Origin of the sequence: Nesterenkonia sp. Act20 (assembly GCF_019173455.1) — a bacterium.
In the GTDB taxonomy this organism is placed as follows: domain Bacteria; phylum Actinomycetota; class Actinomycetes; order Actinomycetales; family Micrococcaceae; genus Nesterenkonia.
In genome coordinates, this window is record NZ_JADPQH010000001.1 from 1,404,172 (window position 1) to 1,418,253 (window position 14,082).

The 14,082-nt window shown below is 67.4% G+C and carries 12 protein-coding genes; 7 read left to right on the top strand and 5 right to left on the bottom strand.

What is annotated here, in order from left to right:
- Positions 1 to 2 precede the first annotated feature (2 nt).
- The 3 genes from crtI to idi are packed head-to-tail and all read right to left on the bottom strand — an operon-like array spanning position 3 to position 3,075.
- Positions 3 to 1,649 carry a phytoene desaturase family protein gene (crtI, locus tag IY716_RS06510; protein ID WP_218220735.1) on the bottom strand — a complete coding sequence of 549 codons (1,647 nt, stop codon included), beginning with the start codon at positions 1,647 to 1,649 and terminating at the stop codon, positions 3 to 5.
- Positions 1,649 to 2,524, bottom strand: a complete 876-nt coding sequence (locus tag IY716_RS06515) for a squalene/phytoene synthase family protein (protein ID WP_218220736.1) — start codon at positions 2,522 to 2,524, stop codon at positions 1,649 to 1,651. The genes crtI and IY716_RS06515 overlap by 1 nt, the downstream gene beginning before the upstream one ends.
- Positions 2,521 to 3,075 (bottom strand): isopentenyl-diphosphate Delta-isomerase, encoded by a 555-nt coding sequence (gene idi, locus IY716_RS06520; protein ID WP_218220737.1) that lies wholly within the window; start codon positions 3,073 to 3,075, stop codon positions 2,521 to 2,523. The genes IY716_RS06515 and idi overlap by 4 nt, the downstream gene beginning before the upstream one ends.
- A gap of 165 nt (positions 3,076 to 3,240) precedes the next feature.
- On the opposite strand from idi, the gene IY716_RS06525 reads away from it, so the two are divergent.
- The 5 genes from IY716_RS06525 to IY716_RS06545 all read left to right on the top strand — a co-directional run bounded on the left by IY716_RS06525 (position 3,241) and on the right by IY716_RS06545 (position 8,913).
- Positions 3,241 to 4,728: an SDR family oxidoreductase gene (locus tag IY716_RS06525; protein ID WP_218220738.1), complete on the top strand. Its 1,488-nt coding sequence runs from the start codon at positions 3,241 to 3,243 to the stop codon at positions 4,726 to 4,728.
- A 157-nt stretch (positions 4,729 to 4,885) separates the two neighbouring features.
- Positions 4,886 to 5,605: a fasciclin domain-containing protein gene (locus IY716_RS06530; protein WP_218220739.1), complete on the top strand. Its 720-nt coding sequence runs from the start codon at positions 4,886 to 4,888 to the stop codon at positions 5,603 to 5,605.
- Between the two features lie 191 nt (positions 5,606 to 5,796).
- Entirely contained in the window at positions 5,797 to 6,408 is a 612-nt protein-coding gene (locus IY716_RS06535; RefSeq protein WP_255316453.1) for a sigma-70 family RNA polymerase sigma factor, read from the top strand.
- On the top strand, positions 6,405 to 7,220 hold the full coding sequence (locus IY716_RS06540; protein ID WP_218220740.1) for an anti-sigma factor domain-containing protein: 816 nt from the start codon (positions 6,405 to 6,407) through the stop codon (positions 7,218 to 7,220). Before IY716_RS06535 ends, IY716_RS06540 begins: the two co-directional genes overlap by 4 nt.
- Before the next feature lie 55 nt (positions 7,221 to 7,275).
- Positions 7,276 to 8,913, top strand: a complete 1,638-nt coding sequence (locus IY716_RS06545) for a molybdopterin-dependent oxidoreductase (protein ID WP_218220741.1) — start codon at positions 7,276 to 7,278, stop codon at positions 8,911 to 8,913.
- Here IY716_RS06545 and IY716_RS06550 read toward each other — a convergent pair.
- Positions 8,906 to 10,099, bottom strand: coding sequence for a pyridoxal phosphate-dependent aminotransferase (locus IY716_RS06550; protein ID WP_218220742.1), 1,194 nt, complete (start codon positions 10,097 to 10,099; stop codon positions 8,906 to 8,908). The genes IY716_RS06545 and IY716_RS06550 overlap by 8 nt on opposite strands.
- A 26-nt stretch (positions 10,100 to 10,125) precedes the next feature.
- Here IY716_RS06550 and modA point away from each other — a divergent pair, with 26 nt between their 5' ends.
- Together modA and IY716_RS06560 are read left to right on the top strand one after the other, a co-directional pair.
- Entirely contained in the window at positions 10,126 to 10,935 is an 810-nt protein-coding gene (gene modA, locus IY716_RS06555) for a molybdate ABC transporter substrate-binding protein (protein WP_218220743.1), read from the top strand.
- A complete protein-coding gene (locus IY716_RS06560; protein WP_218220744.1) occupies positions 10,932 to 11,729 on the top strand; it encodes an ABC transporter permease in 798 nt (265 codons plus the stop codon). Before modA ends, IY716_RS06560 begins: the two co-directional genes overlap by 4 nt.
- Here IY716_RS06560 and IY716_RS06565 read toward each other — a convergent pair.
- On the bottom strand, positions 11,692 to 14,076 hold the full coding sequence (locus IY716_RS06565; protein WP_218220745.1) for an excinuclease ABC subunit UvrA: 2,385 nt from the start codon (positions 14,074 to 14,076) through the stop codon (positions 11,692 to 11,694). The genes IY716_RS06560 and IY716_RS06565 overlap by 38 nt on opposite strands.
- Positions 14,077 to 14,082: the final 6 nt, after the last annotated feature.

The window sequence follows — 14,082 nt, forward strand, 5'->3', positions numbered from 1 at the left end:
GCTCAGTCCTCCGCGTCGCCGGCGGGCGAGCCGGTGCTCCGGGATTCGGTGTCCAGGGGCCCGGTGCGCAGCGGGCCGGCGCTGTAGTCCCGGCGCATGTGTTTGAGCACCAGCTCAGCGCTGATCAGGCACATCGGCACGCCGATGCCCGGCGCGACGGTGCCACCGGCGTAGTAGAGGCCGCGCACCTTGGCGGAGGTGTTCTGTGGTCGGAACATCGCGCTCTGCCGCAGCGTGTGCGCCTGGCCGAGCACCGATCCCCGCCAGGAGTGGTAATCGGTCGCGAAGTCCGCCGGGCCGATGGTCTCACGCAGCACGATCCGCTCCTCGAAGTCCTCGATTCCGGCCCACTGGCCGATCTGTTCGATGGCGGCCTGGGCCACCTGCTCGACGGCGGGGTCGCCCTGTCCCTCGGCTCCACCGTGTCCCAGCGAGACGTCGGCCGGCACGGGCACCAGCACGAAGAGGTTCTCGTGGTCCTCCGGGGCCAGCCCGGGTTCGCTGGCACTTGCCCGGCAGACATAGGAGGAGGCAGGGGTGGGCACGCTCGGATTCGCGCCGAAGATGGACTCGAAGTTCGCGGTCCAGTCGCGGGTGAAGAAGAGTGAATGGTGCGCCAGCTCGGGCAGCTTCCCGCGCACTCCCAGCATCACCAGCACCGCCCCCGGACCACTGGTGACCTTCTCCCACCAGGACTCCGGATAGCTTCGATCCTCTTCCCCGAGCAGCGCGGTCTCGGTGTGGTGCAGGTCCGCGGCGGAGACCACATGATCCGCCTGCTCGGCATGGAGCACCCCGTGCTCGTCGCGCCAGCGCACCCCGGTGGCCACGCGCCGAGGCCCACGCGCGAGACGACGACGGTGCGCGGGCGCCGTGACGATCTCGGTCACCTCTGCGCCGGTGATGATCTCCACCCCGGCATCCTCGGCGAGCCGGCGGAAGCTGGCGAGGACCTCCCAGAAGCCGCCCAGCGGGTAGCGGACCCCGTCGTCCAGGTCCAGTGCGCTCATCAGGTGGTACATCGCAGGTGCGTCCTGCGGCCGGGTGCCCAGAAAGACCGCGGGGTAACCGAGGATCTGGCGCAGCACGGGGTGGCTGAAGCGGCGCTGCACGTAGCGTTCCAGCGAGGTCAGCAGCAGCCGGGCCAGCTCCGGGCCGGCGGCGAGCACCTCCGGCACCGCCAGGTTGTTCAGTCGCTTGAAAGGGTTGTAGAGGAAGCGTCGCTCGGCGATGTCGGTGGTCCGTTTGGCTGAGGCGATATAGCGGTCAAGCGTGGGGCCGCTGCCGGGCTCAAGCTCCTCGAAGAGCTGGCGGACGCGATCGGCCCCCCGCGGAAGGTCCACCGGCTCCGGGCGGACGCTGCCGGGCTCGGGCTCCGAGTAGACGCGGTACGCGGGGTCCAGGTCCACGAGGGTGAGCTGCTCGGCCGTCGTCGTACCCAGCAGGTTGTAGAAGTGCTCGAACACCGAGGGCATCAGGTACCAGGAAGGCCCGGTGTCGAACTGGAAGCCGTCGCGCTCCAGCACTCCGGCACGCCCTCCGGTCCGGGTGCCCTTCTCCAACACCGTGACCTTATGACCCTCCCGGGCCAGCAGGGCGGCGGTGGCCAGTCCGGCGACGCCGGCGCCGATCACGAGGGTGCGAGGCATCAGTAGGACTCCAGTCGTGTGGTCAGGGCCGAGCGGAGGGCCAGACCCGCTTTGCGTACATTGGACACCCTGACTCGGGTCTCGTAGAGCTCGCTCACCTCGGTGGCGGCGACCTTGTCCAGCAGCGCCTCGAAGAGCGAGCAGGCGCTGCGCACCGCGGTGCGCGCGTCCCGGGGCAGCAGCGGCATCGCGGCGCGGGCGTCCTGGAGCTGCTCCCGGACGGTCTCCACCCACTCATCACGCTGAGCCTCGGTCAGCCCGGTGCCCCCGCCGAGGTAGTCTCGGCCCAGCTCCGAGGTGTCCTCGGCGAGATCGCGCAGGAAGTTGATGTTCTGGAAGGCGGCCCCGAGCTGGCGGGCACCGGTGACCAGGATCGCCCGCTGCGCGGGGCTGCGCTCTTCCTCACGAAGGAAGACCTGCAGGCACATCAGACCGATGACCTCGGCCGAGCCGTAGACGTAGCGGGAGTGCTCGGAGGCGTCGAAGGTCGCAGAGGAGAGGTCGGCGCGCATCGAGTCGAAGAACGGGTCGATCAGCTCGGGGCCGATCTGCGCCTCGAGCGCGGTCCGAGCGAAGGCATGGACGACCAGATCGGTGCTGTATCCGCGGCGCAGCGCGGCCATTGTCTCCTCGGCATAGCGTTCGAGCGCCTGCTCCTTGGCATCAGCGTCTAGACCGGCCGCCGTGGCGGCTCCGTCCACCACCTCGTCGGCGACCCGGACCAAGGCGTAGATGCTGCGAATGTGGCTGCGGTGACGCGCACCGAGCAGCCGGGTGGCGAGCCCGAAGGAGGTCGAGTACGAGGAGATCACCCGGTCCGCCGCAGCGCGCGCGGTGGCGGTGAAGTGGTCGGCAGGATCGATCGCTGCGCTCACGCGGGGACGCCCCAGCCTGCTGCCTTCAGGGCCGGCAGCTGCTCCACCATCCACGGGCTGAATGCGAAAGGGGTCTCGGCCGCTGCTCGCTGCACGGCCTCGGGGTCGGCCCACTGCCACTGGCTGACCTCCTCGGCCACAGGGTCGAGCTCCCCGACGAGGACCGCGGTGAACACCGGGCAGATCTCATTCTCGACGACGCCGCTGGCGTCTACGGCGCGGTAGCGAAAATCCGGCAGGACCTCCCGGACCGCGTCGACCTCAGCACCGAGCTCCTGCAGCGCTCGGCGACGAACCGCGAGCGCCAGGTCTTCGTCATGGGCTGGATGCCCGCAGAAGCTGTTGGTCCAGACACCCGGCCAGGTGGCCTTGCTCAGCGCCCGACGGCTGAGCAGAAGCCGGCCATCCGTATCGAAGAGATAGCAGGAGAAGCCCAGGTGAAGCGGGGTGTCCCGGGTGTGCACTGTGCGCTTGGGTGCGACGCCGATGGCCGCTCCGGTCTCAGAAAGGAGAACAACGTGTTCCTCTGTCGAGGACGAGCCTGAGGTCATGCTCCGAGCATAGCCAGTCACAGCCCGTGCCTGCTGTATGCGTCGCAGGTGGCGACACCCTCGATTCCGGGGCGGGCATCGGTGTTAGATTGACCAGGACGTGCCGCGGCGCGTCCCCTGCAGGACTGCCCGCCGCGGAGATCTCCGAGCGAGGATGTGTGCCTGATGGGAACAGCAGCGGTGACCGGAGCGACCGGATATATCGGAGGACGGCTGGTGCCCCAGCTGCTTCGTGCAGGGCACACGGTCCGTGTCCTGACCCGCCGGGCCGAGGCCCTGCGTGACGTTCCCTGGCGTGACGAGGTCACCGTGGTCGAGGGCGACCTGACCGATCCGGAGGCCGCACGTGAACTGTGCGAGGGCGCGGACACTGCCTACTATCTGGTCCATTCGATGACCTCGGACCGCAGCTTCGAAGAGCTCGATGAGAAGTGCGCTCGCGTTCTGGGCACCGCGGCGAGTGAAGCCGGCGTCGGCCATCTCGTCTACCTCGCGGGGCTGCACCCCGACGCGCGGGAGGGTCAGCTCAGTGCTCACCTGCGCTCCCGCGTCCACGTGGGCGAGGTGTTGGAGTCCAGCGGCGTGCCCACCCTGACCCTGCAGGCGGGGCTGGTGATCGGGTCGGGCTCCGCGAGCTTCGAGATGATCCGCCACCTCACCGATGTGCTTCCGGTGATGCCGGCGCCGAAATGGGTGATGAACCAGATCCAGCCCATTGCGGTGCGTGATGCGCTGCACTACCTGACCCGCGCGATGGACATCGAGCTGGAGTCCAGCGTCCGCGCCGACATCGGCGGACCCGATGTGCACAGCTACGCACAGCTGATGAAGATCTACGCCCGCACAGCCGAGCTCAACGAGCCTCGCGTCATACCGCTTCCGGTGCTGACCCCGTGGCTGGCCGCGCAGTGGGTCAACCTGGTCACTCCGATCCCGCGCACCCTGGCCATCCCCCTCGTGGAGTCGCTGCAGCATGACTGCGTGGTCAAGGACACCATCATCGACGACATCATCGCTCCTCCCGAGGAGGGACTGACCGACTACGAGACCTCAGTGCGGCTGGCACTGGACAAGATCTCTGCCGACCGGGTGGAGACCACCTGGGCCGCCGCCCACCCGTTGGACGTGCCCTCGGAGTCGCTGCCCTCGGACCCTGACTGGACCGGCCGCTCGGTGCTGGTGGACGAGCGCGAGCGGCTCTCCACCGCCTCACCCGAGGCCGTCTTCGCGATCATCGAGGGAATCGGCGGTGAGACCGGCTACTTCTCGCTCTCCCGGGCCTGGGCGCTGCGCGGACTTGCCGACAAGCTCGTCGGCGGGGTCGGGCTGGGCCGCGGCCGGCGCAGCCGTGGAGAGCTCGCCCTCGGGGACACCCTCGACTGGTGGCGGGTGGAGGAGCTCCAGCGCGGCCGACTGCTGCGGCTTCGAGCGGAGATGAAGGTTCCGGGACAGGCCTGGCTGGAGTTCATGGTGGAGCCCGAGGGAAGCGGTTCCCGCTACCGCCAGCGCGCGATCTTCTTCCCCCGGGGTCTCGCCGGTCGCGCCTACTGGCTCGGCGTGACGCCGTTCCACGCGATCATCTTCAAGAAGATGGCGGCCCGCATCCTCGCCGATGCCGAGAACGCAGGGCCCACGAACGACACCAGAGACTGATCCCGCGAACTCCGCCGAATCGGCGGGGTCTGGAAAGAATCTCAGATTCTTCCCATCCGATCCTGTGCCTGCTCCGAACTCTAAGCACATGACCTGGTCGAGACAACGATCAGATGTCATGCCCTAGACCAAAGTGCGATCAACAGGAGATTCAGTCATGAAGACCGAGATGCGCAAGACAACTTCCCTGCTCGGAATCGGCATGGTCGCCCTGCTGGGCCTGACCGCCTGCGGCGACTCCGAGGAGCCCGCCGAGGACACCGGCGCTGAGATGAGCGAAGAAGAGACCATGGAGTCAGAGGCTCCGATGGACGAGGAGTCCATGGAGTCGGAAGAGCCTATGGATGAAGAGTCCATGGACGAGTCCGATCCCGCGGCGAACCTGGTCGGCGCTTCCTGTGAGGCATACGCCGAGGAAGTCCCCGACGGCGCCGGTTCGGTCGGCGGCATGGCCGAAGATCCAGTGGCCACCGCAGCCTCGAACAACCCGATGCTGACCACGCTCACCTCGGCAGTCTCCGGGGAGCTGAACCCCGATGTTGATCTCGTCGACACCCTCAACGGTGGCGAGTTCACCGTGATCGCCCCCACCGATGATGCTTTCGCAGCCATCCCTGAGGAAGACCTCAACGCAGTGGTCGAGGATGCCGACATGCTGACCGACGTGCTGACCTACCACGTCATCGAGGGCCAGATGTCCCCCGATGAGATCGCCGGTGAGCACGAGACCGTCAACGGCGCCACCGTGACCATCGAGGGTGAAGGTGAAGACCTGATGTTCGACGACGCAGGCCTCGTCTGCGGCGGAGTCCAGACCGCCAACGCCACGGTCTACATGGTGGACGCTGTTCTGATGCCGGCGGCAGCAGAGGAGTGATCCGCACTGGGCGCGGTCGCTGCTGACCGCTCCTGACGCGTTGTGACCAACGCACTGTGACGAGCGACGGCGGCGTCCGGCACCTCCCTGCAGGACAGGGTGTCGACGCCGCCATTGCTTTATCACACCCTTGATCCAGACGCAGCCGGTGCGGTGTGTGTGCAGAGGACACCTCCGGGGTGTGGCATCCTATGGGGATGCATGACATGGGCACCAACGGTTCAGCCGCTGACGGCGCGCAGCCTGTGCATGCTTCCTCCGACTCGTGCCGGGAGCTTCTGCTGAAGATCCAGCGCGGCGATGAGCAGGCCTTTGAACAGCTCTACCGCGAACAGAGCTCCATCCTCCTGGCCACGGCGCTGCGAGTGCTGCGGAATAGATCTCTCGCCGAGGAAGTTCTCCAGGAGATCTTCACCGAAGTCTGGGTCAACTGTCACAGCTACCGACCCGAGGCCGGCAGCGGCAGATCCTGGCTGACCACCATGTGCCGCCGTCGGGCCATCGACCGGGTCCGCGCGGTACAGGCCCAGCAGAACAGGGACTTCACCCAGGGGGTGAAGGAGGCTCATGTGTTTGAGCCGGACGTCCAGGACTCGGTCCTCACTCAGGTGGAAGCGGATCGCGCGCAGACAGCGCTGCGCACCCTTCCCGAAGAGCAGGCCACCGCAATTGCGATGGCCTACTATCAAGAATTGTCTCATTCCGAGATCTCTCGCCAGCTGGAAGTGCCGCTGGGGACCGTGAAGTCTCGGATCCGAGACGGAATGCAGAGACTCAGAGCCCAGCTAGGGGGTGCCGGATGAACGCCGATCGTGAATACCTGGCAGCCGGCTGCGCGCTGGGAACCCTCTCCGAGGAGGAGCTGCTCGAGGCTCGGGCGCTCGAGGCCACAGACCCTGAGTTCGCCGACGAGGTGCAGTCCTTCCGCGAGACGCTGGGGATGCTTGCCGAGTCCGATGATGCCATCGCGCCCAGCGCCGAGGTCGAAGCCAGCATTCTGGCGATCCCCCGGCGGGAACAGCAGCGACCGGCACCGGGGAGCCACAGTGCTTCGCAGTCTTCCGCGCATGCCGGCGTTGCGGCGCCGGGAACCAGCAGCGAGTCCACCACCACGCCTGAGACGCCACCGCAGGCTCGACGCCGACGGCCGGTGACGACGCTCTTCGCGCTGGCCGCCTCCACGCTGCTCCTGCTCTCGGCGGTCCTGGCAGGTGTGCTGGTGAACCAGCAGCAGGACACCACTGAGATGGAAGAGTCGCTCACCGTGGCCGAGGCCCAGGCGGAACGTGCGGAGCGGCTCCTCGCCGCCTCCGACCTCTCCTTCACCGAGGCCGAGGCAACCGTGGGCGGTCGCGTGACCCTGGCCTACTCGGTCTCCGAGCAGATGCTGCATCTGACCCCGCATGACATGCCTGAGCTGCCCGAGGATCAGACCATGCAGCTGTGGCTGATCGACGAGGCCGGCCCGCACAGCGCAGGGCTGATGAGCGGCACCCGCACGGAGATGATCACCGAGGTGGCCATGGACGAGGGCATGACCTTCGGCGTGACGATTGAGCCGGCCGGCGGCTCCGCAGAGCCCACCACCGAGCCGGTGCTCCTCGCCGACCTCTGAGAATCTTCCGCTGGATCTCCCATCCAGCAGGCCCCTCCGCTCCGAATAAGCAGACATGACACAGACCGCACGGAAGCAACAAGACCAGGCCCACTATGGCCCGGGCCAACGACTGCTGCGTCTGGTCCCCCATGCGTTGGCCGGCGTTCTTGCTGCAACCATCTTCCTGGGGGTCGCAGACCTGGTCTCCCGCCTCTTCGGGCCGACCTCCTCCACGCTCGTCGCGCTCGGCTCCGCGGTCATCCAGCTCTCTCCAAGCTGGTTGCAGGAGTTCGCCATCTCGGCCTTCGGCAACAACGACAAGTTGGTGCTCTACATCAGCATGGGTGTGGTCGGCGCCGTCGTCGCCGCACTGATCGGGGTGCTCGCACGCTCACGCATGAAGCTCGCACTGGGTGCCTTCAGCCTCGTCGCTCTCATCCTGCTGGCAGCGGTCCTGGTGCGCCCGGAGAACTCGGCGATCGACGCCGTGCCCACGCTCATCGGTGCGGCCCTGGGACTGTTCGCTCTGCTGCTGCTCGGTGGCGCCGCCACCGGCTGGCTGCGACCGCAGGAACCACGACCCACGGATCGTGACCTTGACACCCGCTCGGGCCGGTCCCGCGCGGAGGAGTCTGCCCATTCACGACGCCGATTCATCGGCCTCGCGGCGGCCGGAACCGCCATCGCTGCGGGCTCCATCGCCTTCGGCCGTTCCGTCAACGCCTTCGGACAAGAGGTGGGCCAGGCTGCGGCGCGACAGATGCTTCCCTCCCCCGCCGTGCAGGCCGCCGCCATCCCCGATGCGGCCAGCATAGGTGTCGAGGGCATGCCGCCCTTCATCACGCCCAATGACAACTTCTACCGGATCGACACCGCTCTGGCGGTCCCTGAGCTGAGCCCGGAGGACTGGTCGCTGCGCATCCACGGCATGGTCGAGGAAGAGGTCACCATCACGATGGAAGAGCTCCTCGAACTCCCGCTGGTCGAACACCACGTCACCCTGACCTGTGTCTCGAACCCCGTAGGCGGCGACCTCGTAGGCAACGCCACCTGGCTCGGCTACCCCATCCGCGAGCTGCTCGCCCGAGCCCGCCCCACGGGCAATGCTGACATGGTGCTCTCCCGCTCCGTGGACGGATGGACGGCGTCGACTCCCCTGGAGGTGCTCACCGACGAGGACCGTGAATCGCTGGTCGCGGTCGGCATGAACGGCGAGCCCCTTCCTGCTCAGCATGGCTATCCCGCCCGACTTGTGGTGCCGGGGCTCTACGGCTTCGTCTCCGCCACGAAATGGGTCACCGAGCTCGAGCTCACTCGCTTCGACGAGCAGACTGCCTATTGGACCGACCGTGGCTGGAATGAACGCGGTCCGGTCCTTGTGGCCTCACGCATCGATGTTCCGCGGCCGCTGGCAGAGGTGCCGGGCGAGGAGCTCGTCGTGGCAGGCAGCGCCTGGGCCCAGCATGTCGGTGTGGAGAACGTCGAGGTCCGCCTCGACGACGGCGACTGGCAGTCGGCAGAACTGGCCGAAAAGGTCACCGATGACACCTGGCGGCAGTGGAAGCACACCTTCGCCGGTGTCGACTCAGGACGCCACTCCGTCACAGTGCGCGCGACCAACGCCGAGGGCGAAGTGCAGTCCGGCGAACGCCGGGACTCGATCCCGGGATCCGCCACGGGCCATCACCGGATCGAATTCAGCGTCAGCTGATCCTCTCAGGCTGAGCATGGCCTGCTTGGAACTGCAGAATCCGTCGGATGCCCTCGGCCACTGCGGGCTCCCCGGGCGCCAGGCTCAGCCTGACCCATTGGGTCCCGGCCACCGGATCGAAATCTGTGCCGGGCACGATGGCCACACCTGCCTCCTCCAGGAGCGCTCGGCAGTAGGCGGTCGAATCGCCGAACCGGTCGAGCTGCGCTCCGAGATGCGCATAGACATAGAACGCCCCGTCGGCCGGGGCGACCTCGCCCCAGCCCAGGTCACCGAGCTGGCTGAGCACCACCTCGCGCGCTGCCGCGTACCCCTGGACCTGATCGGCGGCGAAGCTCAGCGACTCCGGCGTGAACGCTTCCACCGCGGCCAGCTGGGTGGCATGCGGAGGACACAGGGCGACATTGCCGGCGAGCCTGGAGACCGGGTCCACCAGATGCTCGGGCAGCACCATCCAACCCAGGCGCCAACCGGGCATCCCCCAATACTTGGAGAACGAGGAGATGACCACCGCCCGTGCATCGATCTCACTGGCGCTGACATTCTCGGCGCCGAAGCTGATGCCGTGGTAGATCTCATCGCTGAGAAGCTGCACCTCATGTTCGGCGCACCAGCCGGAGAGCTCGGCCAGCTTCTCCCGATCGATCATGGTGCCGGTGGGGTTCGCCGGAGAGGCGAGGATGACGCCGGCGAGCCCGCCCTCACGGCGCTGAGCCTCAAGCTGCGCCACAGTGGGCTGAAAGCGCTCTGCCGGGCCGCAGTCGAGGTCCACCACCTCGATGCCCAGGGCGGTGAGGATGTTGCGGTAGGCCGGGTAGCCGGGTCGGGCCAGCGCCACCCGATCCCCCGGGTCGAAGGCCGCCAGGAAGCTGAGCATGAAGGCACCCGAGGAGCCGGTGGTCACGGCGATCCGGTGCACCGGCACGCTGACTCCGTACCAGCGCTGGTAGTGCTCCGCGATCGCTTCCCGCAGCGGCATGATCCCCATCGCGGCGGTGTAGTTCAGCACGGTGTTCTTCGAGTGGATCTGCGCCGCAGCCTGATTCACCCCCGCAGGCGCGCCGGATCCGGGCTCCCCTGCGGTCAGCGAGACCACATCCCGGCCCGCGGCGCGCATGGCGTCGATCCGGCCCAGGATGCTCATCACTTCGAAACCGGGCACCTGTGATCTCTTCGAAGGCAACATCCATCCAGCCTATAGACTCAGCCCCTATGCGCACCTCAGCCGGACTCCTTGCAGCGGCGCTGCTGGTGCTTCCAGGCTGCGCCCCAGCTCCGAACGCCGCTGACGGCCAGGACGCCGATGACCAGCACACGGCAGCCCAGATCACCGTCTTCGCGGCCGCCTCGCTGGATGAGGTGATGACCACCGTGGCCGATGACTACACGGCCGCCTCCGGAGTGGACGTTGAGATCAGCTCCGCAGGCTCCGCGGGGCTGCTCGCACAGCTTCAGCAGGGAGCACCGGCCGATGTGTTCATCCCCGCCGATGAACAGACCATGGAGCGCGCCGCGTCGGCCGAGCTGATCACACCGCCCACGCGGCGCATCGCGGCGAACACTCTGGTGATCGCGGTCCCCGCCGGGAACCCGGCACAGATCCGATCTCTGCAGGATCTCGACACCTCCCCCGCAGCGGATTCCCCCGAATCCTCCCCCGCCCTGGTGGTCTGTGCCGAGCAGGTGCCCTGCGGTGCGGCCGCCCAGCAGGCCGCCGACGCCGCAGGGGTCACGCTGTCTCCGGTCAGCGAGGAGCTTGCGGTCACCGATGTCCTGGGCAAGGTCAGCAGCGCAGAGGCCGACGCCGGCCTGGTCTATTCCACCGATGTGCTCCGCGCCGGAGATCAGCTGGACTCGGTGGAGATCGAGGGGGCCGAGGCCTACCCGAACCACTACCCCGCGGCCGTTCTGCAGGGCTCCGCGCAGCCAGCCGCCGCCCGTGACTTCATTGAGTTTCTGCTCAGCGCGCCCGGACAGCGGGCGCTGCGTGAGGCCGGATTCTCCCCGGGAGACCCTGGATGAGCCGGCGACCAACGGTGATCATGCCGCGCTGGGTCCTGTTCCCTGCCGCGATCGGCGCCGCATTCATCCTGCTGCCCATCGTCGCGCTGCTGACCCGAGTCGATCCTGCGGAGCTCCCCTTCCTGCTGAGCTCTCCCAGCGCAGTGGCCGCGCTCTGGCTGAGCCTGCGCACCGCGCTGCTCGCGACCGTGCTGTGCGTGATCCTCGGCGTGCCGCTGGCGCTGATGCTCTCCCAGCACAGGTTCCCGGGCAGCGGATTGCTGCGCACCCTGATCCTGCTGCCCCTGGTGCTGCCCCCGGTCATCGGCGGAATCGCGCTGCTGACCACGTTCGGGCGTCAGGGACTGCTGGGACAGAGCCTGGAGATCCTCGGTGTGCAGGTCGCGTTCTCCACGGCCGCGGTGGTGCTCGCGCAGACCTTCGTCTCACTGCCCTTCATGGTCATCGCCGTGGAGGCGGCGATCCGCGGAGTGCAGAAGGAAGTGGTGGAGGCCGCCGTCGTCGACGGGGCCGGCCCGACCCAGCTGCTGCGCAGCATCGTGCTGCCGCTGATCACCCCGGGACTGGCCTCGGGGGTCGTGCTGGCCTTTGCTCGATCACTCGGGGAGTTCGGCGCGACCATCGCCTTCGCCGGCAGCCTCCAGGGGGTCACCCGGACGCTTCCGCTGGAGATCTACCTCCAGCGTGAGACCGACCCCGACGCCGCCGTCGCGCTGTCTGTGCTGCTGATCCTGGTGGCGGTGGTGGTCATCGGGCTCACCCGGCCACGTACCGCGCCAGATGCTCTCCGGTGAGCGTGGAGGCCTCTGAGATGAGATCGCCCGGTGTGCCGGTGAAGACCACGCGTCCGCCGTCGGTGCCTGCTCCGGGGCCCAGGTCGATGATCCAATCGGCGTGCGCCATCACCGCCTGATGATGTTCGATCACCACCACCGATGTCCCGGAGTCGACCAGCCGGTCGAGCAGAGCGAGCAGGTTCTCCACATCCGCCAGGTGCAGCCCGGTGGTGGGCTCGTCCAACACATAGACTCCGCCGGGGTCTGACATCTTGGTGGCGAGCTTGATGCGCTGGCGCTCACCGCCGGAGAGCGTGTTCAGCCGCTGGCCCAGCCGCAGGTAGCCCAACCCGACGTCGCTCAACCGGGTCAGGATCTTTGACGCGGCGGGCAGTCGGGCGGCTCCGTCGGCGAAGAACTCGAGGGCTTGATCCACGGAGAGGTTCAGCACTTCGCTGATGTTCTTGGCCCCGCCGCCACCACCGCCGCTCTCCTCATCACCGAGGGTGTACTCGAGCACCTCATGGCGGAAGCGTCGGCCTTCACACTCCTCACATGGACTCGCGACGGTCTCCATCACGCCCAGTTCGGTGTAGATGACTCCGGCGCCGCCGCAGCTCGGGCAGGCGCCCTCGGAGTTCGCGCTGAACAGTGCCGGCTTGACTCCATTGGCCTTGGCGAAGGCCTTGCGGATCGGTTCGAGCAGTCCCGTGTAGGTCGCGGGGTTCGAGCGGGACGAGCCCTTGATCCCGGTCTGGTCGATGAACGCCACGCCCTCCCGCCCGGCCAGGCTGCCCTCGATCAGGGTGGACTTGCCGGAGCCGGCCACGCCGGTGACCACTGTGAGCACGCCGGTGGGGATGTCCACGTCCACGCGCTGCAGGTTGTTGGCCTGTGCCCCGCGGACCTCGATCGCCCCGTCAGGCTCGCGCACCCGGTCCTTGACCTGCGCGCGGTAGTCCAGGTGTCGGCCGGTCAGCGTATCGGCCCGGCGAAGGCCCGCCACGGTGCCCTCGAAGCACAGCTCGCCGCCATCCTCCCCGGCTCGCGGACCCAGGTCCACGACATGATCGGCGATCTCGATGGTCTCGGGCTTGTGCTCCACCACCAGGACTGTGTTGCCCTTGTCCCGCAGCCGCAGCAGCATCTGGTTCATCCGTGCGATGTCATGCGGGTGCAGCCCGATCGTGGGCTCATCGAAGACATAGGTGATGTCGGTCAGTGCCGAGCCGAGGTGGCGGATCATCTTCACCCGCTGCGCCTCACCACCTGAGAGGGTCCCGGCGGGACGGTCCAGGCTGAGGTAACCCAGCCCGATCTCGATGAAGTGCTCGACGGTCTCCAGCAGGGCCGAGCGCAGCGGAGCCACGGCGGGGATATCGAGGGTGCGCAGCCACTCGGCGAGATCGCGCAGCTCCATGGCGCAGACCTCGGCGATGTTGAGACCCTGCAGCCTGACCGAGCGGGTCAGTTCGCTGAGCCGACTTCCCTCACATGCGGGGCAGGTCACGAAGGTGACCGCGCGGTCCACAAAGGCCTTGATATGAGACTGCATGGCTTCGCGGTCCTTGGAGAGCATGGACTTGCGGACCTGAGGCACGAGCCCCTGATAGGTCATGTTGATCCCGCTCATCTTGACCTTCTCCTGCTCCCGGTAGAGCAGATCGTGGCGCTCCTGCTCCGTGTAGTCCCGCACCGGCTTGTCCGGATCGAAGAATCCGGATTCGGCATAGAACTTCACCGACCAGCCTCCGGCCTTATAGCCGGGCACCGTGATGGCGCCCGCGTTCAGCGATTTGGACTCATCGATCAGCTGAGAGACATCGATGTCATTGATCTGCCCACGGCCTTCGCAGCGCGAGCACATCCCGCCGGTGATGCTGAATTCACGGCGTTCCTTGGTCTTCTCGCCGGCACGCTCGAAAGTCACCGCACCGGCTCCGCTGATGCTGGCCACGTTGAAGGAGAATGCCTGAGGTGAGCCGATATGAGGTTCACCGACCCGGCTGAAGAGGATCCGCAGCAGGGTGTACACATCCGTGACGGTGCCGACGGTGGAGCGCACATTGGCGCCGAGGCGCTCCTGGTTGACCACTATTGCCGCGGTCAGCCCCTGGAGATCGTCGACCTCGGGGCGGTTCAGACTGGGCATGAACCCCTGCAGGAAGGCGCTGTAGGTCTCATTGATCATCCGCTGGGATTCGGCAGCGATCGTGCCGAACACCAGCGATGACTTACCCGAGCCGGACACCCCGGTGAAGACCGTCAGCGCATGTTTGGGAATCTCGAGGCTGAATCCCTTGAGGTTGTTCTCCCGCGCGCCGACCACGCGGATGACGTCATGGTGACTGCGCTCTCTGCTCACGGAGTG

Bases quoted from the DNA above. Each gene is read 5' to 3' on its own strand.
- crtI (WP_218220735.1), bottom strand. From the start codon at position 1,649: ATGCCTCGCACCCTCGTGATCGGCGCCGGCGTCGCCGGACTGGCCACC.
- idi (WP_218220737.1), bottom strand. From the start codon at position 3,075: ATGACCTCAGGCTCGTCCTCGACAGAGGAACACGTTGTTCTCCTTTCT.
- IY716_RS06525 (WP_218220738.1), top strand. From the start codon at position 3,241: ATGGGAACAGCAGCGGTGACCGGAGCGACCGGATATATCGGAGGACGG.
- IY716_RS06530 (WP_218220739.1), top strand. From the start codon at position 4,886: ATGAAGACCGAGATGCGCAAGACAACTTCCCTGCTCGGAATCGGCATG.
- IY716_RS06535 (WP_255316453.1), top strand. From the start codon at position 5,797: ATGGGGATGCATGACATGGGCACCAACGGTTCAGCCGCTGACGGCGCG.
- IY716_RS06540 (WP_218220740.1), top strand. From the start codon at position 6,405: ATGAACGCCGATCGTGAATACCTGGCAGCCGGCTGCGCGCTGGGAACC.
- IY716_RS06545 (WP_218220741.1), top strand. From the start codon at position 7,276: ATGACACAGACCGCACGGAAGCAACAAGACCAGGCCCACTATGGCCCG.
- IY716_RS06550 (WP_218220742.1), bottom strand. From the start codon at position 10,099: ATGTTGCCTTCGAAGAGATCACAGGTGCCCGGTTTCGAAGTGATGAGC.
- modA (WP_218220743.1), top strand. From the start codon at position 10,126: ATGCGCACCTCAGCCGGACTCCTTGCAGCGGCGCTGCTGGTGCTTCCA.
- IY716_RS06560 (WP_218220744.1), top strand. From the start codon at position 10,932: ATGAGCCGGCGACCAACGGTGATCATGCCGCGCTGGGTCCTGTTCCCT.